The organism is Legionella sp. W05-934-2 (assembly GCF_964199965.1).
Classification (GTDB): domain Bacteria; phylum Pseudomonadota; class Gammaproteobacteria; order Legionellales; family Legionellaceae; genus JAFIFT01.
Genome location: NZ_CAXMZT010000005.1, coordinates 232,204 through 255,195, shown reverse-complemented (window position 1 = coordinate 255,195; position 22,992 = coordinate 232,204). Strand labels below are relative to the sequence as shown.

The following is a 22,992-nucleotide window of genomic DNA, read 5'->3' as shown; positions in this document are numbered from 1 at the left end:
CTTAGCCTATATTGCGATTGAAAGCAGATATATAGCAACCACACCAACCATGACTAATACCGATTTCCCGCCTGGGACAAGCATGAGTGATTGATTATTATTTTTACGCCCTTGCCAAGCCATGGCGACTGGTAATAATAGGAGTAAGACAACACAGCAAATACCCGCATAACGCATTGCACTCAGGTAAATTCCAGGTTTCACTAAGACGATTAGTAGGGGGGGAAGAAAAGTTAATAAAAACGTTCCCTTTCCTTGAAGGCCGCCTTTTTGCCATTTAAGACCGTCAGCTAAAAAATCAAACAATCCAATTGAAACCCCGAGAAAAGCGGTCAACATGCATATTGATGTGAAAAATGCAAAAAAACCGCTTATCAATTGACTACTCACAGACAAGCTTAGCGCATTGGTTAGACCACTCGTTGCATGACTGCTTTGCATCAATTGCAGCAAACCAAATTCACCATCTCTTTGTATAACGCCCATGATGACGGCATCCCAAAGAATATAGCAGGTTAACGGAATCAATGAACCCCAGAGCACAACTTTGCGTAATTGATTCACATCACTATCGAAGTAGTCACGAAGACTAGGCACTATGGAGGCAAACCCAAACGATGTTACTAATACCATCAAACTACCAACAGCGGCTTGAACTCGTCCGCCGGATAGTAAAGAAACGTTGATGTGTGGACTGATAATGAGAATGAGTAAAATATATATCCCTAGTTTGCCAAACATCAATCCGCGATTGACATAATCAACGGCTTGAATTCCTGCATAAACAATTAACCCAAAAAGACCAGTAAATGCAAGTGCTGCCATTGGTTCACTCAGTGGCAAACCGATATTAGTTAAGACCGAACCCAGCACATCGCTACCACCCGAAATATAACCAGCAAGCAAGGTGTATAAAAGAAACAGATAAGCAATCCAAGCAACGATTTGACCAGGCATACCGAGTGTGTGCCGGGCCATGGAAACCATATTACTTCCTTCTGGCAATCGTAAATTGACCTCTAAAACCAATAAGGCACCTGCAGTCATCACTAGCCATGTCAATACGAGAAAAATTAGGGAGTTAAAAAAGCCAACTTCGGCCGTTACCACAGGCAAAGCCAGCATGCCTCCACCAATTGAGGTGCCAATGATTAATAATATGCCGCCAATTAGTTTACTATTCAAATTCCACGCCAGTTTAAATTTTAAACACTATGTTAATAAATAATGCCGGATTTGTCAATCCCTATTACTATTTTTTTTGTCAATCTGATAGGAACAAGACTTACGAAAAACACCAAGCAGAATCTGCTATACATCAAAAATCATAACTTCGATTCATCACCCCTTCATCCGCCCTTTTGCCACCTATTCCCTATGCCTTGGGAGAAGGAAAGCTGAAGGAAGATATTTAGAGGTCCAGAGGGATACATTATCAGTAATATTCATGGATAAACAGCTTTATGTATAGCATTATTTGTGTTCTTGGGTATACTAACATCTGTGTTAAAATACAAGAATATAGGATGCAAAATCGACCTTTCTTGAAATGGGCTGGGGGGAAGCAGCGTTGTCTACCCCATATTTTACCCCACTTACCCCAAGCCAATCGATTGATAGAGCCTTTCACTGGCGCAGGTGCTATCTTTCTAAACACCAATTATCCAAACTATCTATTAGGTGAGATTAATTTTGACTTAGTCAACTTATTTTCAATATTACGCGACCATCAAACTGATTTTATCAATTACAGTGAAACTTTATTTCGCGATCAACATAATAGCAAAGCCAGCTATTATCAATTAAGAAATCAATTTAATCAATGCACTGACTCTCACCAGCGCGCTGCTTTGTTTGTGTATTTAAATCGCCATGGGTTTAACGGACTATGTCGATATAATTCCAAGGGCATGTATAATGTCCCCTATGGAACCCAAGGGAAGTCTGGCCCGTATTTCCCAAAAAACGAATTAATACAATTTGCTAAAAAAGCAAAACATGTTGAGTTTATTTGTCAGGATTTTAGAGACACGTTTGCCCAAGCTATGCCAGGAGATGTGATCTATTGCGACCCACCCTATGTGCCCATTGATATGGAAATTAAATCGTTTTCTTATCACCAAATTCCATTTAACATCGAAGAACAATCCTCACTTGCCTCCCACGCACTTACAGCAAGCAAGCAAGGCATCCCCGTCATTATTTCAAATCACGATACCCCATTCACAAGAATGCTCTATAAAGAGGCTGAAATTATCAGCTTTCCTGTCCAACGGTTCATTAGCTGCAATGGGGCAAAACGCCAACAAGTCAAGGAATTAGTTGCTATTTATCATTCGCAAAAATGAAATTATCCCTTTGCCGTTCTGACATCTTTGAGAAAAAACGCAACAATCGTGACAAGTAACATTGAAATGGGTAAAACGGATAATGCAATTTGAAAATCAGGCACGGAATATTGATGTATTGGCAACGTAAAACGCTGTTCTTCAAGCATATCAAGAATTTTGCCAACAAGCGGTTGAAAAATAACCCCTCCTAAAGTCACAATCAAGTTGGTGACAGCGAATACTGTCCCGGATAACTCAGCGCCAGAATTCTCTTTTGCCATAATGAAGACAATAATTTCAACCGCACTAAAAAGTCCATAAAAAAACAATAAAATATTTAAGGTCATGTAAGACAAGTTTGGGAAATATAAAACGAGTGAAATACAAACACACGCACCGATAGCTCCTAAAGCAAGCGGCATGACACGTCTACCCGAATTATCCGAGAAGAATCCCGCTAAAGGTGCACCGATAGCCCACCCAAAAAAAACGGATGACACCGTCTTTGCTGCTTCCATGTTACTGAGATGGTGCGCCTGCATTAGATAGGTTTTACCCCACATTTCGCCGAAAACAGATAAAGAGGTATAGAGGCAAGCTCCAACAACGCCTATCAGCCATACTTCATAACTAGTGACCACTTTAAACACTTGATAAAAAAACTGAGGCCAAGGCTGGACATCTGGAGAGTGGCCAGCAGGGCCATCTCGTACTAAAAGGAAAATTAATATCGATAGGCCCGCGCCCAAAAAAATCATTAGATACAGGACATATTCCCAGCCGAGATTAGCGCTCCATTGAGAGATTTTAATTTCCCCATACACTAAACCTAACATGCCCATGGTTGTAATTAAACCGACGACAAAGGAAAAATAGCGACGTGGAAGCCAATTTGTGGTTAACGTTAATACGCCAACAAAGGCAAATGAAGAACCAAAACCAACCAGGAATCGACCACTAGCGGCAAGCCACATCGTGTCGGTAAAGGTATATAAATACGAACCCACCGTACAACTAAAGCAAGCAAATGTTAATAGCCGCCTGGGCCCATATCGATCCATGAGCATTCCCACAGGTAACTGCATTGGTGAATAGGCAAAATAATAGAAAGCTGAAATTTGTCCGAACGTTCCTGCTGTCACATGGCCATAGGCCTCACTTAACTCACTTTCCAATGCCCCGGGAATAATTCGCAAAAGAAACTCATAACAATAGAAGACGCCGCCGATAGAAATGATCAAAACAGCTAATAAATTGATTGTTTTACTAGAATCACTTATTTTGGGGTGCATGGGCATGAGTTTCTTTGAGGAAAAAGGTCAATATAGCTGCAATGAAAATTCCTACTGGGATGATAATCATGGCAAATTGATAGTCACCAATACTATACATGTCCCTAACTGCATCCTCTGGCATCGCAGATAAATTCATATGCGGTAACCGGCTTTGTAAGCTCCAATCAAGCAGACGCCCTATTAACGGTTGTATAAAGGTGGCTCCAAGCATCACAATCGTATTCGTTGTCGCCATCGCTGTTCCAGCTGCTTCTCCGGGGCTTAACTCACGACCAACAGCAAACACAATTGCTTGGGCACTATACATCATGCCTAATAGAAAGACTAGGCCATAAATTCTTTGATAATCGAGTCCTGGCATATAAATGATAATGCTCATTATGATGCCTGACATGACTGCACCAAAAAGCATAGGCAATTTCCGTCGATGCAACTTATCTGAGATAAACCCCATAATGGGTGCGCCGATGGTGAATCCTAAAAATATCAAGGAATTTGCAAAGTCGGCTTGTCCGGATGTTAATTTTTGACCATGCTCAAAATAGGGGATACCCCATAACTCAGCAAATACAGTTGTTGGCAAGTAGACCAAGCACCCATACATGCCGTTAATCCAAATTTGTTTATTAGTTAAAATTTTCTTTAAATCAACCAGGCTTTGTCGAAAGCTATCGATAGTCCCGGAAATTTCCTCTGCATTTGGATGGTCTTTAACACCTAACCATAAGGCAGCAATGATAAATAGCCCAGCAATGGCAGTGTAATAGACAGTATCTTGCCAGCCTACCATAGACACTAAATATCCTAATAAATTATCGCCAAGCATTGCACCTAGCGTACCTAAAGCGGCGGCGAGGCCAGAAACCATCGCCAATTTATCTTCGGGTAGCCAAAGTGTTGCAAGCTTCAAAACGCCTACGAAGGCAAACGCTGAGCCAAACCCTACTAAAAAACGGCCAAATGCTGCAACCCAAAAGGAATAGGTTGATGCGAAAATAATTGTGCCAACGACACACAATAAACAGGCGAGTGTCAGTAACCGCCTAGGACCATATCGGTCCATTAAAATACCAACGGGAATTTGCATTGGCACGTAAGCATAATAGTAGAATGCAGAGAGGAAACCAAAACCAGTTTTATTCAATCCAAAATGAGCCTGCAGCTGGGCTTCCATAACACTTGGAGATATTCTCAGTAAATACTCATAGCTATAAAAAATGGCGCCCAATGCACAAACAAACCATGCATATGAGATATGAAGATTTTGTTTTTTCTGCAAAATCAGCTCCTTAATGTTATTATCTAACCAACTTACCGGAAATTCTGACTTTCAGCAACACCACTATCAATTGCTGCTTGAGCGACAGCCTTCGAAACCGCATTTAGAAGACGCGGATCGGTTGGCTTTGGAATGATATAGTCTGGACCAAAAGTCCAGCTTTCAAATCCCGAATAATCTCTTTTAACCTGCTCCGGCACTGGTTCGTGCACTAGCTGCCTTATCGCTTTGACAGCTGCAATTTGCATTGCTTGATTAATGCAGGTTGCCCTTACATCCAGGGCTCCACGAAAGATGTAAGGAAAACATAATACATTGTTCACTTGATTTGGATAATCACTGCGCCCTGTTGCCAATATTAAATCATTTCGAGCACGATTTGCAACATCAGGTCTTACTTCAGGGTTTGGGTTTGATAAAGCAAAGATAATCGGTCTGTCAGCCATGGATTGGATCAAGGCCTCATCGAGCAAATCAGGTTTAGCAACACCAATAAAGACATCAGCTCCCTGCAAAGCTTCTGGTAAATGGCGAGCGTCGGTTTCACGAGCAAAGGCGAACTTGTAAGCATTTAAATCTTCCCGACCTGTATGCACTACGCCCTTTGAGTCCAGTAGTAGAATATTGCTTTTTGAAGCCCCCAATGCTACCAACAAACGCATCGAGGCAATTCCAGCCGCTCCTGCTCCTACGCAAACGATCTTAACATCACTGATGTTTTTCTTTTGCAGATCTAAGGCATTGAGTAACCCAGCCGCGACGACTATCGCCGTTCCATGCTGATCGTCATGAAAAACGGGGATATTTAGTTGATCAATCAGAACTTGTTCGATTTCAAAACACTCTGGGGCTTTGATATCTTCTAAATTGATGCCACCGAATGTCGGTGCTATTCGCTTAGCGGTTGCGATGAAGGCGGCAGAATCCTCTGCGGCAATCTCAATATCAAACACATCAATATCGGCAAATCGCTTAAATAAAACCGCTTTCCCCTCCATGACCGGCTTGCTGGCTAGCGGTCCAACATCTCCGAGCCCCAAAACAGCTGATCCATTGGTCATCACGGCAACCAAATTTCCTTTCGCCGTATAGAGATAGGCCGCTTTTTCCTCTTTGGCAATTGCAAGCACAGGCTCAGCAACACCTGGGGTGTAAGCTAATGATAAATCATCTTGCGTATTGGTTGGCTTTGTAAGCGTTATCCCCAGTTTACCTGGCTTTGGATCAGCATGATAGGCTAATGCCCGCTCTTTTAATGTATCTCTATCCACAGACCACTGTTCCTACTGTAATTTTCGGTTTATATTCAAGCAGAATGTAGCGCATTTCAATAAATGTAATGCCGTATTTCCGCAAAAAGTGCAGTCATTGCTCAATAAGATAATTCAGATCCTTTAGTCTTTAGAATTTCTTTGATACCGGTCTTTAAAACGCTTCACCCTACCACCAGTATCAACAACTTTTTGCTGACCTGTATAGAAAGGATGGCAATTTGAACATACTTCAATGGGTAGATCATCCTCTAAGGTTGATCGTGTTTCGAAGGTATTCCCGCAACTACAAGTCACCTTAATAGTTTTGTAATCAGGATGAATTGACGTTTTCATAGTTCATTCTCACTTAGTAAACATGGATATCGCCACCCAATATGTCTTGCATTTGGGCACCATATCAATCAAAAATGACGCAGAACAATAACAGAATATGGCGAATAAATCAATTATTCCATTCACGAAAACAATTATATTTTTGTCCTGTACAATGATCTACAAAATATCAAGGCGCTTTGTAATGGACAATTCCTAAAAATAGCCGTGTTTGCTAACGTAGTGATGCAATCCAGAAAGGATTTCTGTTCGGATATCGAACTGGATTGCTGCGCAAAGCTCGCAACGACAGGGCTTTTAAGAATTGTCCAGTACAAAGACCAAGGAGCGTCCCTAATGTTTCGCTAATATTCTCTTAAGGTTATGGAATTATACTAACTTCCTTTTAATTTGTAGTTGATTTTTTAGTATGCCAATCAATCGAAATACAATTGCATCGCAATTATTGCAAAACGCCTTGCGAGGCATCAATTCAACTAATCAGGAAGATATTAATACACAGCCTGCTAAATTATCTGACTTTGCCTTATTTACTAAAACTAACGAACCATTAAATCAAATTTCGCTGCAATCCTATAATCTTCAATTAATGAAAGAATGGCGATCGTTCTTGACTAACAAAGCAATCCAACCCACAACGCCTCACTCAAAATCAAGCCAATTTAAATTAGCGCTGCTAACTTTCTTGGGCACACTCTATTTTGCCTGTGAAGGGTTTGATGGCATAACAGCTTTGCTTACCACACTAGCCGGTATCATCACTCTCCCAGCTTCCTTACTCATATTCTTTGGCATCCTATTTTCTATTTTATCCGTCATTATTTTTTATAGCTTCGACTTAGTAGAAATATCGAAAAATCTCAATATTTCGTGGCGTCATACACCAAAATTGGTCGATCTGTATGTTGAACAATTTGATGAAATGAAATCGATCATTCGTGATATGAGGTCTGAACTAAACCTTGGCAACCTGGAGAGCCTAGATAAAGATCAATGCATTATTTGGCTTAACCAGCTCGAGGAACATTATCAAACTATTCGACAACAAAGTATCGTTTTAAATCAGCAACTTGACCGACCCGTGATGAATCATATCCAAAATGCCATAACCTTTCTCGCTGGCTTGATCCATTTTAGTAGCGGTTTTTTTGCGGGACAGACCGTGATGATGTATATTTGTGCAGGACTATCACTGACAGCTGCCCCAACGGCTTTACCGATCCTTGCTTTCTCTTTGTTCATCGGTATTGCCGCCGTATCGATTTATTGGTATGTTGAAAAGCCTGGCATTGAAAAATTTGTTAGCCGTTGGATTGGCATCGATAAAGACAAATTAGAAAAGATAGACAAACCAGGGCGAATTGATCATAAAATTGATGAAATTAAGACGCTAAAAACTGCTCTCGGCATGTTCCGAAGCGCTGCTAACGATACTAGACTCCGAGAGACTTCGGTGGATGAACTTCCCCAATGTCATCATATCCAAGGACAAGTAGGCGAAAAAGCTATCGCCTGATAAGTACCCTGGGTTAAGTTGCAAAAACTCATCCCTATCTTTGAGGTGATATTGGCTCCAAATTGGCTTTAATGGGACTAGGCCTTTCACCAGCTGTGGATTGCTTGGATCAAATTGCCAGTCATGTATTTGACATAACTGCTTCATCAAATGCTTTACTAATCCATTGCCACGCCCATCTTTTTTGAAATCCGACATACCCATCATTTCACGGATATAAGCATAACGCTCCGGATTATTAATATTTGCAAAATACACTAGCTGCTGATGAGGCTGAAATAATTTATACCTCAGGGCATCCATGAGACAAATTCGTGAAGCATGGCCATTAATCTGCAACATCGGATGATGATAAGACCCACCATAATTGACAGCGTATTCGAGGTTATTGACGGTTAAAATGCGTCGGATCAATCTGGTAAAGCCTACAATTTTCTCATTCGAATGATAAACGACTAAGATTCCAGGTAACTGCAGACATAATATTCTATCTTTAAATGACTGATAGTTATCAAAAAAATAAAACTGATCAACGAGCTCATAAAGCTGGTTGCTTAGCCGTTCAACTGCTATGTCTGATTTAGACTGTAAGTCAACTTGTTCACAGCTAAGTCCAATATTGGGGTTCATTCCTCGACCCTGAAAAGTGACGATCTATTGTTAATATATAGAAGAAATTCTATTAAAGTCAAATAGATATCATTTTTTAAAGATTTAGGGTCTGTTTCACAAAGGGGACTGTTAATTTGCGTTTTGCTGCCAGTGATGCTCTATCCAGTGTATGTAGATGTTGGGCTAAGTCATGCATGTTTCGTGAAGTTCGAGCCATTAAAAAATGGGCTACTTTTTCTGGCAAATCAATCCCTTGGCACCATGCCATTTTACGAATAGCAGCAACTTTATGCTCATCGGATAACGGTTTGATGGGTAAAGACAACCCCCAGCTTAAACGTGAGCGAAGATCTGGCAACTGTATGGTTAACAAATTCGGCGCGACAGCTGCACTGATTATTAAGCGTGTTGTTTGATTATCTCGGACTCGATTATATAAGTGAAATAAAGCCTCTTCCCAAGGTGGGTCTCCGGCAATGATGTCTATATCATCAATAGCTATCAAGTGAAAGTGGTCCAAATCTTCCAGACAATCAGGCCCAGTCATTTTAAGAATGTGTAAAGGGAGGTATATGGCATGTCGTTGATTTAAGTTTTCCGCTTGACAACATGCTTGCAATAAATGGGATTTACCAACCCCCATTTCACCCCATACATAGAGAAACTGCTCGCTCCCTTCTAACAATTTATTCACTGCCTGCTGAAGAATCGCGTTATCACCCCAACAAAAATTGTCAATTGTTAGTTGATTATTTAGATGGATACTTAATGGAATTTGTTCAGTCATACCGTTTTACTGCTACGTACCAAGTATGCTTTTTTGCCCCACGTCCAAGCATAATCTACGAAACTAGTGAGCGTCGTTGCCGCTGTTAATAAGATTAAACCTTCAAGAAAATACCCTCTCAGCGGGAAAAACGCTTGCTCAAATAAACATGCCGTCACCAACACCAATTGAAAACAGGTATTCCATTTACTAATAAAACTGGGAGGAAAGTTAGATTTTCTATCAATGAGGTATGCCCACAAAAAAGCACCAACGGAAATGGTTAAGTCACGCAGAAAAACCAAAACCACTAACCACCATGGCAGGATATTTAGCACACCAAGTGCGATGAAACTGGTGGCAACAAGCAATTTGTCAGCAAGTGGGTCTAAGAATTGTCCCATCGGGGTTTGCCAATTGAAGCGTCGCGCTAGCCATCCATCTAACCCATCGGTCATGCCAGCTAGGATATAGACATATAGCGCTGGTTTATACGCATGGTGAGATAAATACCACACAAATGGAATGATCATTATCAGTCGAAATAGCGTCAGTATATTTGGTAGTTGTCTTAGCATATTGTTCTACATGAAATGGATAAACCACCCCCCTCTATCAAAGGCTAGTCTAAGCAAACCAATCAATAAAGGAAAATAGTAGTTTCAGTGATACATACCCGTGATCATTCAAAATGCAAGTTTTCTGCTTTTTCTTTTTCGCCCTGCAAAACGTTAAAAAACACACAAGGGAATGAGCCATTTCGCGTTTTTAACGTTTTGCAGGATCAAAAAATAAAGGCGCATAAATCCTCGCATTTTGAATGATCACGGGTATAGTGTATACAATGATGTATCATCTGTCACGTTGTTAAGCAACGATAGCCCTGTCTCAGCATTGATCGGGACATCGGTAAGATTTATTAGAGAACCAGGACTTAGCTTGTATTCGAGGATAGTTGATAGGTTTCATCTAGCATGAAGGCGTTAAAGTTTTTCGTTAATAATGAGGCCTGGTTTATAGCGAATGTTTTTGATGTCTAGGGTGTAAGTAAATATCTTTTTATCAAATTTAACGCCATTGATAATGGCATGGCCAATAAAAAATTGAGACTGAAAGTCCACAGGGGTTGATTTTTCTAAATATTCATTACAAATAACGCGAATCTGATCCTTTGTTATATCCACCAAATGACAAACGACATGCTCTTCCTCATCAATTGATAAAAATACTGCGACCGGTTGAAGTGGCTCAATTTCCATAATTTCTCCTCACTAAATATATCAATACAATCATTCCTATATTTAGAGGCAAAGCAACACTTGTTGGACAGGATAATTAAATTATAGCATGTTAGTTTATTTTTTTTCCTCAAACCCCACGCGAATTATGCTAATTTTTTTATTCGCAAGATTTTTCGAGGGTTTCTAACATGGCAGCAAGACCATCGTTCCCATTAAAATGAATGATCAACGTGCCCTTTCCCGATGCCTGGGTCTTTATCTGCACTTTCGTTGCCAGATGCTGACCAAGCTGTTCGGTGCGTTTTAACAGTGGTTCTGGGATAGCCGTTGATTTTAACGCAGGCTTAGCTTGATGGCCCTTAAGCAAAGCATGTATCCATTTTTCCGTTTCACGTACGGTGAGTTCTCGCGCAACCACATCTTTGGCAATCGCAAGTTGTTTTGAGTCTTCCAGTGCGAGCAGTGCACGGGCATGGCCCATTTCTAAATCACCGTGATTAAGCATCATTAAAACGGGTTGTGATAAGCCTAATAATCGTAGCATGTTGGATACAGCGGCGCGCGACATTCCCAATAACTCGGCAACTTGCTGATGGGTTAAGTCAAATTCATGGCATAGGCGCTTCATTGCTTGTGCTTGCTCTACCACGTTGAGATCTTCTCGTTGCAAATTCTCAATCAATGCCATCGCCATCGCTGTTTCATCATCCACTTGTTTGATGATCACAGGAATTTCATCAATTTGCGCTAGCTTACAGGCGCGAAATCGTCTTTCACCAGCGATAATTTCATAGCTATCCTGGGTAACTTTACGAACGAGTATGGGTTGCAATAATCCTTGCTTGCGTATCGATTGGGCTAACTCATCCAAACTATGTTGGTCAAACTCACGTCTTGGTTGGTATTTTCCTGCTTTGATGCGAGTCATTGGCATATGCGCAATTCGCTCACTACGAGAATCGTCTAATTGCGTTGTCGTTTGGCTTAATAGTGCCGATAAATTTCGCCCTAAACCACTACGTTTTGTACTCATTGGTAACCCTCATTAGCTGATGACAGTTTGTCGGTTTAGCATTTCCGCTGCTAAAACCATATAGGCTGATGAGCCAGGGGAGGTTCTATTGTAATACATAGCAGGCATGCCGTGCGATGGCGCTTCTGCTAAACGAACATTCCGTGGAATCACTGTCCGATAGACTTTATGACTAAAATGCTCCAATAACTGCTTGGAAACCTCCATACATAATCGATTGCGAGAATCATACATGGTTCGCAATACCCCTTCAATTTGTAATCGTTGGTTCACCGAATCGCGAACTTGATCGATGGTTTGAATCAGTGCAGCCAAGCCTTCAAGGGCATAGTACTCACATTGCATGGGAATGAGCACTGAATCGCTTGCCACTAACGCATTAACGGTAAGCATATTAAGTGATGGGGGACAATCGATAAGAATAAATTGATAATTCGATTTAATAGGCTGAAGTGCTTTTTTAAGAATTGCTTCACGTTCCTGGCACTCCATCAAATGCACTTCAGCAACGGTTAAATCACCATTGGCAGGCATCAAATCAAAGCCAAAGAGAGTAGCGATAATAGCCTGTTCAGCTAAACAATCGCGCAGCAGCACATCATTAGTTGAATGCACCAAACTATTTTTGTCGACCCCTGCTCCCATCGTCGCATTACCCTGGGGATCCAGATCGATTAACAACACCGATTGCTTGTTTTCAGCCAAAGAACTGGCTAAATTAATCGCCGTTGTCGTTTTACCCACGCCCCCTTTTTGGTTAGCTATGGCAATCAGTTTAGCCATATGAGCCCTCTCATCGTGATTGTTGTATTTTCACCACACAGCGACATTGCTGCAAATGGGGTACCTCACAATGATAGACAGTATAGGGATAATGAATACTTTCCAATTCTTGTTGAGGCACACGTCCTTTCATTGCTAGCCATACACCTTCAGGCTTGATCAGGTGTTTAGTATACTGCAACATTTGATTAAGATCACTAAAAGCGCGGCTGAGAATACAATCGAATCCAATCTCATCGACAGTTTCTTCAACACGGCCATGGATAATTTCGATATGACTTAAATTTAATTCCCGTTTGACGGCTTGTAAAAATCGTGTTTTTTTACCATTGCTATCCAACAACGTCACTTGGTATTGAGGACTAGTCAATGCAATTGGGATGCCCGGCAACCCTGCGCCAGTGCCAACATCAAGAAGCCGCTCTCCGTGTAAGTAGGGTAGGATTGCAAGGCTATCGAGCAGATGTTTATCAACCATTTCGATGGGATCTCGTATCGCGGTGAGGTTGTAGGCTTTATTCCATTTGATGAGTAACATCAAATAATCAACCAATTTGTCAGGTTGAGCCAACAATCCCATTTTTGTCAACCCATCATTTAAGCGTGCAAGTAATTGTTCACGCATTATGCTGTCAACTTTAGTTTTTTCAGATGAACCAATAACAAGGATACTGCAGCCGGGGTAACGCCGGAAATTCGGCTTGCTTGTGCTAAGGTATTGGGTCGTATTTTTGATAGCTTTTGGACAACTTCAGTCGATAATCCAATCACAGAACAATAATCCAAACTATCGGGTAGTCTCGTTTGTTCATGCTTGCGTAGTCTTTCAATTTCCATTTGCTGACGTTCAATATAACCCGCATATTTACATTGGATTTCAACCTGCTCCGCTTCCACGGGCGATATTTCTGGCAAATCAAGATCAGAAATTTGTTGCAAGTGTTGATATGAAATCTCAGGTCGCTTTAACACATCATCGGCACGCGTATCATGCATGAGGGGTTTCTCAACCTTTCCTTCAAGCATGGCATTATGTTTTATTCGCACCCAGGTATCTTTTAGCTTTTCTTGGGTTTTGGCAATGGTTTCTTGTTTGGCACAAAATAACGACCACCGCTTTTCACTGACTAATCCCAATTGATAGCCAATCTCCGTTAAACGGCTATCGGCATTGTCTTCCCTGAGCATTAATCGGTATTCTGCCCTAGACGTAAACATACGATAAGGCTCTTGCGTGCCATTGGTGACTAAATCGTCAACCAAGACTCCAATATATGCTTCATCACGCTTTGGAGACCACATTGGCTTGTCTTGAATAAAGCACGCTGCATTGATACCCGCCAAAATGCCTTGCGCGCCTGCCTCTTCATAGCCAGTTGTTCCATTAATTTGACCAGCAAAGAACAAATTATGTAGGGGCTTCGTTTGCAAATAAGGGGTTAATCCTCGCGGATCAAAGTAATCATATTCTATGGCATAACCTGCTCGGGTAATGTGCGCATTTTCGAAGCCTTTGATGGAGCGAACAAATTGCCATTGCACTTCAAAAGGTAAACTGGTTGAAATACCATTGGGGTAGATTTCTAAGCTAGTCAAGCCTTCTGGTTCAACAAAAATTTGGTGGGAAGCTTTATCTGCAAAACGCACAATTTTGTCTTCAATTGAAGGGCAGTATCGTGGTCCTATACCCTCTATTTCACCACTATACATAGCAGATTGATGCAAATTTTGCCGAATAATATCATGCGTCTGTTCCGTGGTATGAGTAATATAACAACTCACTTGCTGTGGGTGATCGGCGATTGAGCCAAGATATGAAAACACAGGGGTTGGGTAATCACCGGGTTGTTCCACCATTTGGGTTAAATCAATGCTTCGGATATCTATCCGTGGGGGCGTGCCCGTTTTTAAGCGACCAACCGGTAAATTGAGATCGCGTAGTTTTTGCGCCAGCGCTATCGAGGGTGGGTCACCTGCGCGTCCCCCAGCATGGTTGCGCTTACCCACATGAATTTTACCGCCTAAAAAAGTACCCACTGTCAAAATGACGGATTTTGTTTTAATCACCAGCCCTAATTGAGTGACCACGCCAGTCACTTGATGATTTTCAATGATTAAGTCATCCACTGCTTGTTGAAAAAGGGTTAAATTTTGTTGATTTTCCAAGCGGGGACGAATGGCTTGACGATACAAGACACGGTCTGCTTGAGCACGTGTAGCGCGCACGGCAGGCCCTTTAGAACTGTTTAAGGTTCGAAACTGAATTCCGGCTTCATCTGCAGCCAATGCCATTACGCCATCGAGCGCATCAATTTCTTTAACCAAATGGCCTTTACCAATTCCCCCAATAGCGGGGTTGCAAGACATTTGCCCTAACGCATCGAGACTATGGGTTAACAATAAGGTGTCAGCTCCCATGCGAGCACTTGCTAATGCCGCTTCCGTACCCGCATGTCCACCGCCTATAACGATGACATCAAAAACTTTATGAAGATCCATGACTGTAGAAAAAAGGATAAGTAAAAAATGCGATATTATACATTAAATTTATACAACAAGCCAAAATATTGGAATAGAAATTTTGGGTGGAGGAAGCATCGATTGATGGCGGTAGCCTTGCCCATTGTCAAGGAACTTGACTATCCATCCAACTCTGGGTCAGTTTGACAAATTGGAAAACTTCTAACTGCTCTGGGCGAAGGCCTGGGTCTATGTCAATCGCTTCAATGTCTTCTTTTGTCATGATTGGCTTTAGATTGTTAGCTAAGGTTTTGCGGCGTGTCGAAAAAGCTTGCGCGACCAGTTTCTCAAGTGCATCTCGAGGAACCTCACCAAATAGCGGGGCTTTATGGGGTGTCAAACGAACCACAGCGGATTCAACTTTCGGCTGAGGATGAAAGGCCGTTGGCGGCACATCAAACAGGTAGTCCGTTTGGCAATAATATTGACATATCACTGAAAGTCGCCCAAATGTTTTGTTTCCTGCCTCAGCGCAAATCCTTTCAACCACTTCCTTTTGTAACATAAAATGCATATCTTGAATATGATCAGTGCTGCCTAGCAAACGCATAATTAGCGGTGTTGAAATGTTATAAGGTAAATTACCGACAACACGAATGGGCTCGGGCCATTGGCTAAAATCAACGGTTAAGGCATCTGCTTCGATTAACTCAAATGCATGCTCATTGAGCAATTTTTGTAAATGGAGGTAACCAATCAAATCTCGATCGATTTCAATGGCCGTTAGACGCTTTGATTGACCACAGAGCTTTTGGGTCAATACCCCCATTCCAGGTCCAATTTCAACAATATGATCCTCAGAATGGATATCCAAAGCGTATAATATTTGCTGCACAACACGTTCATCGCGCAGAAAATTCTGGCCAAATCGTTTTTTTGCCTGTATTTTCAATGAGATCTCTATTATGACCAATATCTGTTCAAGATAGCATTTATTCGCTAAAATTGCGAGTTCAACTTACCAAATTATTATTGAATGACACAGAAAATTGATGCTCCTTGGCAACTTGGCGGACTGACGTTGTCTCACCGATTAATCCAAGCGCCCTTGGCAGGGTATAGCTGCGCGCCTTTTCGCCGACTATTCAATCATTATCATCCCCCTGCTTATTGTATGAGCGAAATGGTCTCTGCCCAAGACATCTTGACGAAGCACGCCAATCATAGTCGCTATTTGTATCGCCACCCTGACGAACAAATACTAGGTTACCAACTTTCAGGCACCGACCCCACTATCATGCAAAAGGCAGCTTTACGTTGTGAAGCATTAGGAGCTGATCTAATCGATATCAATTGTGGTTGCCCCAAAACTAAAATCCGTCGAAAAGGCGCTGGATCAGCACTTTTGGAAAACCCAGACCAGCTCCTAAGAATTATTGCGGCGATAAAGGCTGCCATCTCCATACCCTTAACTATCAAAATACGCTTATTAGACAATGAAAGGACCACCCCTCTTGCCCAGCAAATTGCCAATGCGGGCGCTGATGCGCTCGTGGTCCATGGACGTACCTATCAACAAGGGTATGATGTTCCTAGTGATTGGGAGCGTATTGCTACCATTAAAAAGTCGATATCCATCCCCGTGATTGCCAATGGCGATATTGCCGATTTATCAAGCCTTTCTCAAGCAATAAGAACAAGCCAATGTGATGCCTTCATGATTGGTCGTGCTGGCACTGGCAAACCTTGGCTTTATCAACAATTATTAAGCGGGGTTACCTGCCAACCGTCCTTTGGAAAGCGGGTTGAGTTGCTCATCGAACAGCTTGAACATATCGCCCTAATCGACGGTGAACCCTCCGCACTCTTACAAGCGCGCTCGTTAGTCCGCTACTTTTTTAAGGTAGAAAGAGCCAATATTCCCTTAGAACACCTATATCAATGCAATACCTTAACAAAATTGCATCAACATTTGATGAATTGTAGTATAATGGCGCATTGAAGTTTCTCTGGATAATTCATGATCACTAATATTAGAAATATCGCCATTATCGCTCACGTCGATCATGGCAAAACCACACTTGTTGATAAACTATTACAGCAAACCGGTACACTTGATGAAAGAGCGCCCCATATGGAGCGTGTCATGGATTCAAACGATCTCGAAAAAGAACGAGGGATCACTATTTTAGCCAAAAATACGTGCATACGGTGGCAAAATTATCAAATCAATATTGTCGACACCCCGGGTCACGCTGACTTTGGTGGCGAAGTAGAACGCATTTTATCGATGGTTGACTCAGTGTTGTTATTGGTCGACGCTGTTGATGGACCCATGCCACAAACCCGGTTTGTTACCCAAAAAGCCTTTGCACAAGGTTTAAAGCCGATTGTTGTGATTAATAAAATCGATAGACCAGGGGCTAGACCCGATTGGGTTGTCGATCAAGTTTTTGATTTATTTGATAATCTCGGGGCAACCGATGAGCAGCTTGATTTCCCTATCATTTATGCCTCTGCTTTGAATGGGTATGCCATGCTCGAATTAGCGGATGAGGCAAAAGACATGGAACCGCTGCTTCAAACAATCATTGAAAAAGTTTCCCCACCACCAGTCGATGAAAATGGGCCATTCCAGATGCAAATATCTTCTCTGGACTATTCAACTTATGTCGGAACAATTGGCATAGGTCGTATTACCCGAGGGAAAATAAATGCCAAGTCGCCGGTAAAGATTATTGACAAAGAAGGCCAAGTTCGCAGTGGTCGTATTTTGCAGCTACTTGGATTCAAAGGGTTAGAGCGAGTTGAAGTGATGTCGGCTACCGCGGGCGATATCATTGCAATTAGTGGCATCGAGATTTTGAACATTTCAGATACCTTGTGTGATCCGAACCACGTTGATGCCCTACCGCCCTTAACCGTTGATGAGCCCACGATAAGCATGACTTTTCAGGTCAACGACTCCCCTTTTGCGGGTAAAGAGGGCAAATTTGTCACTAGCCGTAAGTTGAAAGAACGTCTCGAAACGGAATTATTACACAATGTGGCCTTGCGGGTTGAGCAAGCAGAGGATCCGGATAAATTTCGCGTATCTGGCCGTGGCGAGCTCCACTTATCTATTTTGATTGAAAATATGCGTCGAGAAGGCTATGAACTGGCTATCTCTAAACCGGAAGTAATTCTACGTGAGGTTGATGGCGTCAAACACGAGCCTTATGAGCAACTCACCGTCGATGTCGAAGAAACGCATCAAGGCACGATTATGGAAAAACTGGGTGAGCGCAAAGGTGAGCTAAAGAATATGGTTCCCGATGGTAAAGGACGCGTTCGTCTCGATTATGTAATTCCGACTCGCGGGTTAATCGGGTTTCACACAGAATTTTTGTCAGCAACCTCAGGCACGGGTTTAAATTACCATGTTTTTGATCATTATGGCCCAGCGTTTAAAGGCAGACTAGGAAAACGTATCAATGGCGTGTTAATTGCCAACTGTCATGGCACAGCTAGGGCGTTTGCTTTGTTTAACCTACAAGAGCGAGGTCGACTATTTATTGGTCCCCAAGTCGAGTGTTATGAGGGAATGATCGTTGGTATCCATTCGCGAGAAAATGATTTAGTCGTCAATGTGACCAAAGAAAAGCAATTAACCAACATCCGTGCAGCCGGTTCAGATGAAAATATTATCTTAACCCCTCCAATTAAGCTATCCTTAGAGCAAGCCCTTGAATTTATTGATGACGATGAATTAGTGGAAGTTACACCCAAACATATTCGCTTGCGCAAAAAAGCGCTGAAAGAGCATGAGCGCAAAAAAGCCATGCGCAGCCAAAAAGAGGATGAATAGCGTATTATGAAATCTGTGTTTAAACGAGCAATTCTTTATGCACGGCAACACCGCTCGAATGGCCATGTGATTGATAGCCTAGAAAAGCTATCAAAATTTTTACCCAAGCATGGTCTCGATGTTTACCAAGATATCGACACCTCCGAGTGCACGAAGCTTAAGCTACCTATTTTGTCTCGAGAAGAAATGGGTAAATCACAAGATATTATTATTGTTGTTGGTGGTGATGGCAGCCTGTTATCCGCTGCCCGAATGGCCATTAAGGTGAATGTCCCTGTCATCGGCATCAACCGAGGACGCTTAGGCTTTTTGACCGACATAGCGCCTGACGATATTGATGACCAACTAGCGGCGGTGTTACGTGGCGAGTTTATAGAAGAGCGTCGGTTCTTGTTACAAGCTCGTATCCATGATGAAGAAAACACCTATTTTTTAGGCGATGCGCTCAATGATGTTGTCTTAAGTCGCGGGAATGAAACCCATTTGATTGAGTTTTCCATTGAAATTGATAAACAAAAGGTATGCAGTTATCGTTCCGATGGACTCATAGTTGCGACGCCAACCGGCTCAACCGCCTATGCGCTGTCGGCGGGTGGCCCAATCATGCATCCGCAACTAAATGCCGTCGTAGTCGTCCCGATGTTTTCCCACAGTTTGAGCTCTAGGCCGTTAGTTATCGATAGTCATAGCCAGATTGATCTGCATATCAGTGAAAGAAATGAAGCGGACTTGCGCATCAGCTGCGATGGTCACCAATCACGGATGGTCAAGCCAAACCAATATGTTTCAATTACCCGCAATGCACAGCAACTAAGGCTCTTGCACCCAGTCGATTATCTCTATTATGATACCTTGAGAAAAAAACTCGGTTGGGAATCCAAACATCAGGAGTAACGCATGCTGACCGCCTTGCATATTGAAAATTTTGCCATTGTCAAATCACTCACCCTTGATTTTAATGACGGTATGACCGCGTTTACCGGTGAAACTGGCGCTGGAAAATCCATTATGATAGATGCCTTGATGTTAGCATTAGGGGAACGAGCGGATGCTTCTGTTGTAAGGCAAGGTGAAAATATATGCACAATTACGGCAAGCTTTACATTTGAGCCGCACAGTGATCCCGCTATCTGGTTAAAAGACCATGACATTATCGCCGATGAAGGAGAAATTATTTTACGACGGTCGATTGCCAATGAAGGGCGCTCAAAAAGTTATATCAATGGCCAACCGTTTCCTCTGAATAAAATTAAAGAGCTTTCCTCCTTATTAGTCGATATTCATGGCCAACATCAACATCAACGTTTACTACAACACCCAACACACCGCCAACAACTGGATGATTTTGCCAACCATCCAGAGTTACTCATGAAAGTCAATCAACACTACAAAGCCACTCGCCAATTAGAACAAGAAATAGCTCATTTACGGCAGCTAGGCACTCATGAAGAGAAAATTTCGCTGCTGCAATTTCAAATTGACGAGTTAAGCAAACTGGCTGTCAGCGAGGGTGAAATTGAAACCCTTGATCAAGAACATCAACTTCTCCATCACGCCAAAGATTATCTACAAAGTAGTCAACTCGCATGCCAACTATTATCAAGCGAGGAGGGTAACCCCGATATCAGTAGTAGCCTGAATCAAGTTTTGCAGCAATTACAATGCTTGCCTGAATCCCACCCATCGATAAAAAGCGCCTTAGAGCTAATTAATAATGCCATGATTCAATGTGATGAAGCATTTTCCGAAATCCAACAATTTGTTGACCAAATTGACCTGGACCCCGAGCGGCTGTATAACGTCGAAGCACGTTTAAGTGATATTCATCAAATGGCACGCAAATATCACATTGACCCCAAAGAACTTCCCTCTCACCTTTCATCTTTAATGAATCAATTAGACAACCTAAAAAATAGCGAGACGCGTTTAAATGCCTTACAAATTGCATTCCTTGAAGAACAAGCAAAAGCCCAGGCTGCCTGCCAAGCCTTGACTGAATCTCGAAAAAAACACGCATCAAACCTAGCTGCCGAAATAACGGCTATCATCCAGAAACTGGGAATGCCTAAGGGTGAAGTGCGCGTTAGTATTACCCCATTAGAGAAAATCCAATCGCATGGCTTTGATAAAGTAGAATATTTAGTTTGCACCAACCCTGGGATGCCCTATGATAGCTTATCAAAAATTGCCTCGGGGGGAGAATTATCTCGGATTAGCCTAGCTATCCAAATGATCACTGCCGAAAAAGGCTCAACCCCTACCCTGCTATTCGACGAAGTCGATGTGGGCATTGGCGGGGCAACCGCAGCACTCGTTGGCAAGTTGCTGCGTCAACTTGGTACTCGCCTGCAAATATTTTGTGTGACCCATCAACCGCAGGTTGCAGCCTCTGCCCACCACCATTTTTTGGTGGAAAAAACCATTGAAGATAGCTCCACTTTCTCATCAATCACTGCCCTTAGTGACCATCATCGCGTTGAAGAAATTGCGAGAATGATGGGGGGGTTAACCATTACTGAACAAACGCGCTCGCACGCTGAAGAAATGTTATTCGAAAGCATCGCTGAAAAAACTATTTAAAACAGGGAATTACGCTGGATACCGCTCATTAAGCACGGTTCGCAACGGTTTGAATGTCATGTTTATTCTTTAGCTTTCTCAGCATAACAATTTTTAATATGCTCAACAAAAAGATGGATCTTTGTTAACAAATTAGTGCTACGCGGGTAGGTAATATAATTTGGTTTAGGAAGACACCAATAAGTTGGCATGAAGAATACAAGATCAGGGTAATGCTTGCCAAAATAGGTAGGTAAATAAGCGATTCCTGTATTAGCTCTCACTGCTTCAATGACGATTGCACTATTGTTTATGTTCATAGAACCACTGATTGAGGCATTCCCTTGTCTCATAAATTAACCGCATTAACAAATTATCAGCATGAGCGAGAAGATCCTGAAGATTATTTAAGGGATCTTCTTATCAAGCACCACCAAACCAGAGACGAGCAGATTGATAACTTACTTGCTGCTGATAGCTTTATGAGTAAGCAAACGCTTTGTTATTTATCAGATCCGATTGCAGGGCATAGCGCAGCGGGTCATATTGGCGTTCATAATCGATACTTTGCCGGGACCAGGTATATTGATGACATTGATTCATTATGTCATCACCTTTGCAGCGATCTGTTTTCAGTAGAATTTTGTGAGCATCGCGTGTTAGGCGGCACTCAGGCGAATATGATTGTTTATGTTGCTTTGCTTCGTCCCGGTGATAGAGTATGTGTTGTATCACCTCAATGTGGCGGCGATTCAAGTACCCATGAGAACTCCATTCTTTCTAAATTAAATGTCAATATTGATAACATTCCGTTTACCCAAGACTTATCAATTGATTTCGAATTATTGGAAAAACAGTTCAAACAGCACCCCTATCGCCTATTGTCATTTGGTTTTTCCGTCAGTTTAATTCAACCCGACTTTTATCAATTAATCGAGCTATGCCATCGGTATGGTGTTATCTGTCACATTGATTGTGCCCATGAACTTGCTTTGATTGCCAATGGATTATTCCCAAATCCACTCAAATTTGGCGCTGATATCATGACTGCCTCAACCGGAAAAGCGTTCGCTGGGCCACCAGGCGGTATTATCTTATGGAATGATAAAGGATTTAGTGAGGCGCTCGTGAACCACACGTTTCCCTTTTCAGTAGGAGGCTATCAGAATAACCGGGTATTGGCTTTAGCGCAGACTTTAATTGAATATAAGCAAGGTAAAAAGTACTATTTGAAGCAGGCAATGCAACTTTCTAAACTGTTAGCTGATATTCTAACAGAATCTGGTGTCAGCATCGCTAGATATAGAGGCGTGGCAACATGTACTCATCATCTTGTGATTGATTGTCCAAAACAAGATCCACGTCGTGTCATGCATCAATTAGAAGAAAATCATATCTTAACCAGTTTAGCGGTCATCCCTCTAACCAACAGAGTCGGTTTGCGTTTGAGTACAATTCAACCTGCTATACGACAATATGAACATAAAGATTTATTAAAACTTGCCTTCAGAGTGAGAGAAAGTATTTTTTGAAATAGTCACGATTTCTTTAAAACCGCCTATTGATCCATTTTCCCAAGGCAAAGAGAAAAAGTGCCCAAAATGCTGATGAGGGGTTGTTATATCGAAATGACCATTTTGATAGGTAGCATATGATGCTTGCGA

At 42.0% G+C, this 22,992-nt stretch carries 21 protein-coding genes; 7 read left to right on the top strand and 14 right to left on the bottom strand.

Annotated elements, in window-relative coordinates:
- Positions 1 to 6: 6 nt before the first annotated feature.
- Positions 7 to 1,185, bottom strand: a complete 1,179-nt coding sequence (locus AB3348_RS07940) for an amino acid permease (protein WP_367607059.1) — start codon at positions 1,183 to 1,185, stop codon at positions 7 to 9.
- Between the two features lie 341 nt (positions 1,186 to 1,526).
- Between AB3348_RS07940 and AB3348_RS07935 the strand changes: the two genes are divergently transcribed.
- Positions 1,527 to 2,348, top strand: a complete 822-nt coding sequence (locus AB3348_RS07935) for a Dam family site-specific DNA-(adenine-N6)-methyltransferase (protein ID WP_367607058.1) — start codon at positions 1,527 to 1,529, stop codon at positions 2,346 to 2,348.
- A gap of 2 nt (positions 2,349 to 2,350) precedes the next feature.
- Here AB3348_RS07935 and AB3348_RS07930 read toward each other — a convergent pair whose 3' ends face one another.
- The 4 genes from AB3348_RS07930 to rpmE form a co-directional block, all read right to left on the bottom strand.
- Complete coding sequence (locus AB3348_RS07930) at positions 2,351 to 3,622, bottom strand: MFS transporter (RefSeq protein WP_367607056.1); 1,272 nt, start codon at positions 3,620 to 3,622, stop codon at positions 2,351 to 2,353.
- Positions 3,603 to 4,904 carry an MFS transporter gene (locus AB3348_RS07925; RefSeq protein WP_367607055.1) on the bottom strand — a complete coding sequence of 434 codons (1,302 nt, stop codon included), beginning with the start codon at positions 4,902 to 4,904 and terminating at the stop codon, positions 3,603 to 3,605. The genes AB3348_RS07930 and AB3348_RS07925 overlap by 20 nt, the downstream gene beginning before the upstream one ends.
- A 32-nt stretch (positions 4,905 to 4,936) precedes the next feature.
- Entirely contained in the window at positions 4,937 to 6,175 is a 1,239-nt protein-coding gene (locus tag AB3348_RS07920) for a malic enzyme-like NAD(P)-binding protein (RefSeq protein WP_367607054.1), read from the bottom strand.
- 123 nt (positions 6,176 to 6,298) lie between these two features.
- Positions 6,299 to 6,511 carry a 50S ribosomal protein L31 gene (gene rpmE, locus AB3348_RS07915; protein ID WP_367607053.1) on the bottom strand — a complete coding sequence of 71 codons (213 nt, stop codon included), beginning with the start codon at positions 6,509 to 6,511 and terminating at the stop codon, positions 6,299 to 6,301.
- 409 nt (positions 6,512 to 6,920) lie between these two features.
- On the opposite strand from rpmE, the gene AB3348_RS07910 reads away from it, so the two are divergent.
- Positions 6,921 to 8,027 (top strand): hypothetical protein, encoded by a 1,107-nt coding sequence (locus tag AB3348_RS07910; protein ID WP_367607052.1) that lies wholly within the window; start codon positions 6,921 to 6,923, stop codon positions 8,025 to 8,027.
- Positions 8,028 to 8,733: 706 nt separating this feature from the next.
- Here AB3348_RS07910 and hda read toward each other — a convergent pair.
- The 8 genes from hda to rsmA all read right to left on the bottom strand — a co-directional run bounded on the left by hda (position 8,734) and on the right by rsmA (position 15,874).
- Positions 8,734 to 9,426, bottom strand: a complete 693-nt coding sequence (gene hda / locus AB3348_RS07905) for a DnaA regulatory inactivator Hda (RefSeq protein WP_367607051.1) — start codon at positions 9,424 to 9,426, stop codon at positions 8,734 to 8,736.
- Entirely contained in the window at positions 9,423 to 9,983 is a 561-nt protein-coding gene (locus AB3348_RS07900; protein WP_367607049.1) for a CDP-alcohol phosphatidyltransferase family protein, read from the bottom strand. The genes hda and AB3348_RS07900 overlap by 4 nt, the downstream gene beginning before the upstream one ends.
- A gap of 405 nt (positions 9,984 to 10,388) precedes the next feature.
- On the bottom strand, positions 10,389 to 10,664 hold the full coding sequence (locus AB3348_RS07895) for a hypothetical protein (RefSeq protein ID WP_367607048.1): 276 nt from the start codon (positions 10,662 to 10,664) through the stop codon (positions 10,389 to 10,391).
- Between the two features lie 139 nt (positions 10,665 to 10,803).
- Positions 10,804 to 11,679 carry a ParB/RepB/Spo0J family partition protein gene (locus tag AB3348_RS07890; protein ID WP_367607046.1) on the bottom strand — a complete coding sequence of 292 codons (876 nt, stop codon included), beginning with the start codon at positions 11,677 to 11,679 and terminating at the stop codon, positions 10,804 to 10,806.
- Between the two features lie 12 nt (positions 11,680 to 11,691).
- Positions 11,692 to 12,462, bottom strand: coding sequence for a ParA family protein (locus tag AB3348_RS07885; protein ID WP_367607045.1), 771 nt, complete (start codon positions 12,460 to 12,462; stop codon positions 11,692 to 11,694).
- Between the two features lie 10 nt (positions 12,463 to 12,472).
- On the bottom strand, positions 12,473 to 13,042 hold the full coding sequence (rsmG, locus tag AB3348_RS07880; protein WP_367607070.1) for a 16S rRNA (guanine(527)-N(7))-methyltransferase RsmG: 570 nt from the start codon (positions 13,040 to 13,042) through the stop codon (positions 12,473 to 12,475).
- Positions 13,043 to 13,086: 44 nt separating this feature from the next.
- The gene (gene mnmG / locus AB3348_RS07875; protein WP_367607043.1) at positions 13,087 to 14,961 is read right to left on the bottom strand and encodes a tRNA uridine-5-carboxymethylaminomethyl(34) synthesis enzyme MnmG; all 1,875 of its coding nucleotides are present in this window, start codon (positions 14,959 to 14,961) and stop codon (positions 13,087 to 13,089) included.
- Between the two features lie 127 nt (positions 14,962 to 15,088).
- Complete coding sequence (rsmA, locus tag AB3348_RS07870; protein WP_367607042.1) at positions 15,089 to 15,874, bottom strand: 16S rRNA (adenine(1518)-N(6)/adenine(1519)-N(6))-dimethyltransferase RsmA; 786 nt, start codon at positions 15,872 to 15,874, stop codon at positions 15,089 to 15,091.
- 84 nt (positions 15,875 to 15,958) lie between these two features.
- On the opposite strand from rsmA, the gene AB3348_RS07865 reads away from it, so the two are divergent.
- Genes AB3348_RS07865 through recN form a run of 4 tightly spaced genes read left to right on the top strand, consistent with a single transcriptional unit; the run spans position 15,959 to position 21,349 of the window.
- Positions 15,959 to 16,924 carry a tRNA dihydrouridine synthase gene (locus tag AB3348_RS07865; RefSeq protein ID WP_367607040.1) on the top strand — a complete coding sequence of 322 codons (966 nt, stop codon included), beginning with the start codon at positions 15,959 to 15,961 and terminating at the stop codon, positions 16,922 to 16,924.
- 18 nt (positions 16,925 to 16,942) lie between these two features.
- Complete coding sequence (typA, locus tag AB3348_RS07860; protein ID WP_367607038.1) at positions 16,943 to 18,769, top strand: translational GTPase TypA; 1,827 nt, start codon at positions 16,943 to 16,945, stop codon at positions 18,767 to 18,769.
- Between the two features lie 6 nt (positions 18,770 to 18,775).
- Positions 18,776 to 19,663, top strand: coding sequence for an NAD(+) kinase (locus tag AB3348_RS07855; RefSeq protein WP_367607036.1), 888 nt, complete (start codon positions 18,776 to 18,778; stop codon positions 19,661 to 19,663).
- Between the two features lie 3 nt (positions 19,664 to 19,666).
- The gene (gene recN, locus AB3348_RS07850; protein WP_367607034.1) at positions 19,667 to 21,349 is read left to right on the top strand and encodes a DNA repair protein RecN; all 1,683 of its coding nucleotides are present in this window, start codon (positions 19,667 to 19,669) and stop codon (positions 21,347 to 21,349) included.
- Positions 21,350 to 21,411: 62 nt separating this feature from the next.
- On the opposite strand, the gene AB3348_RS07845 is transcribed toward recN, so the two are convergent.
- The gene (locus tag AB3348_RS07845) at positions 21,412 to 21,648 is read right to left on the bottom strand and encodes a hypothetical protein (protein WP_367607033.1); all 237 of its coding nucleotides are present in this window, start codon (positions 21,646 to 21,648) and stop codon (positions 21,412 to 21,414) included.
- 24 nt (positions 21,649 to 21,672) lie between these two features.
- Between AB3348_RS07845 and AB3348_RS07840 the strand changes: the two genes are divergently transcribed.
- Entirely contained in the window at positions 21,673 to 22,860 is a 1,188-nt protein-coding gene (locus AB3348_RS07840; protein WP_367607032.1) for an aminotransferase class V-fold PLP-dependent enzyme, read from the top strand.
- Positions 22,861 to 22,992: the final 132 nt, after the last annotated feature.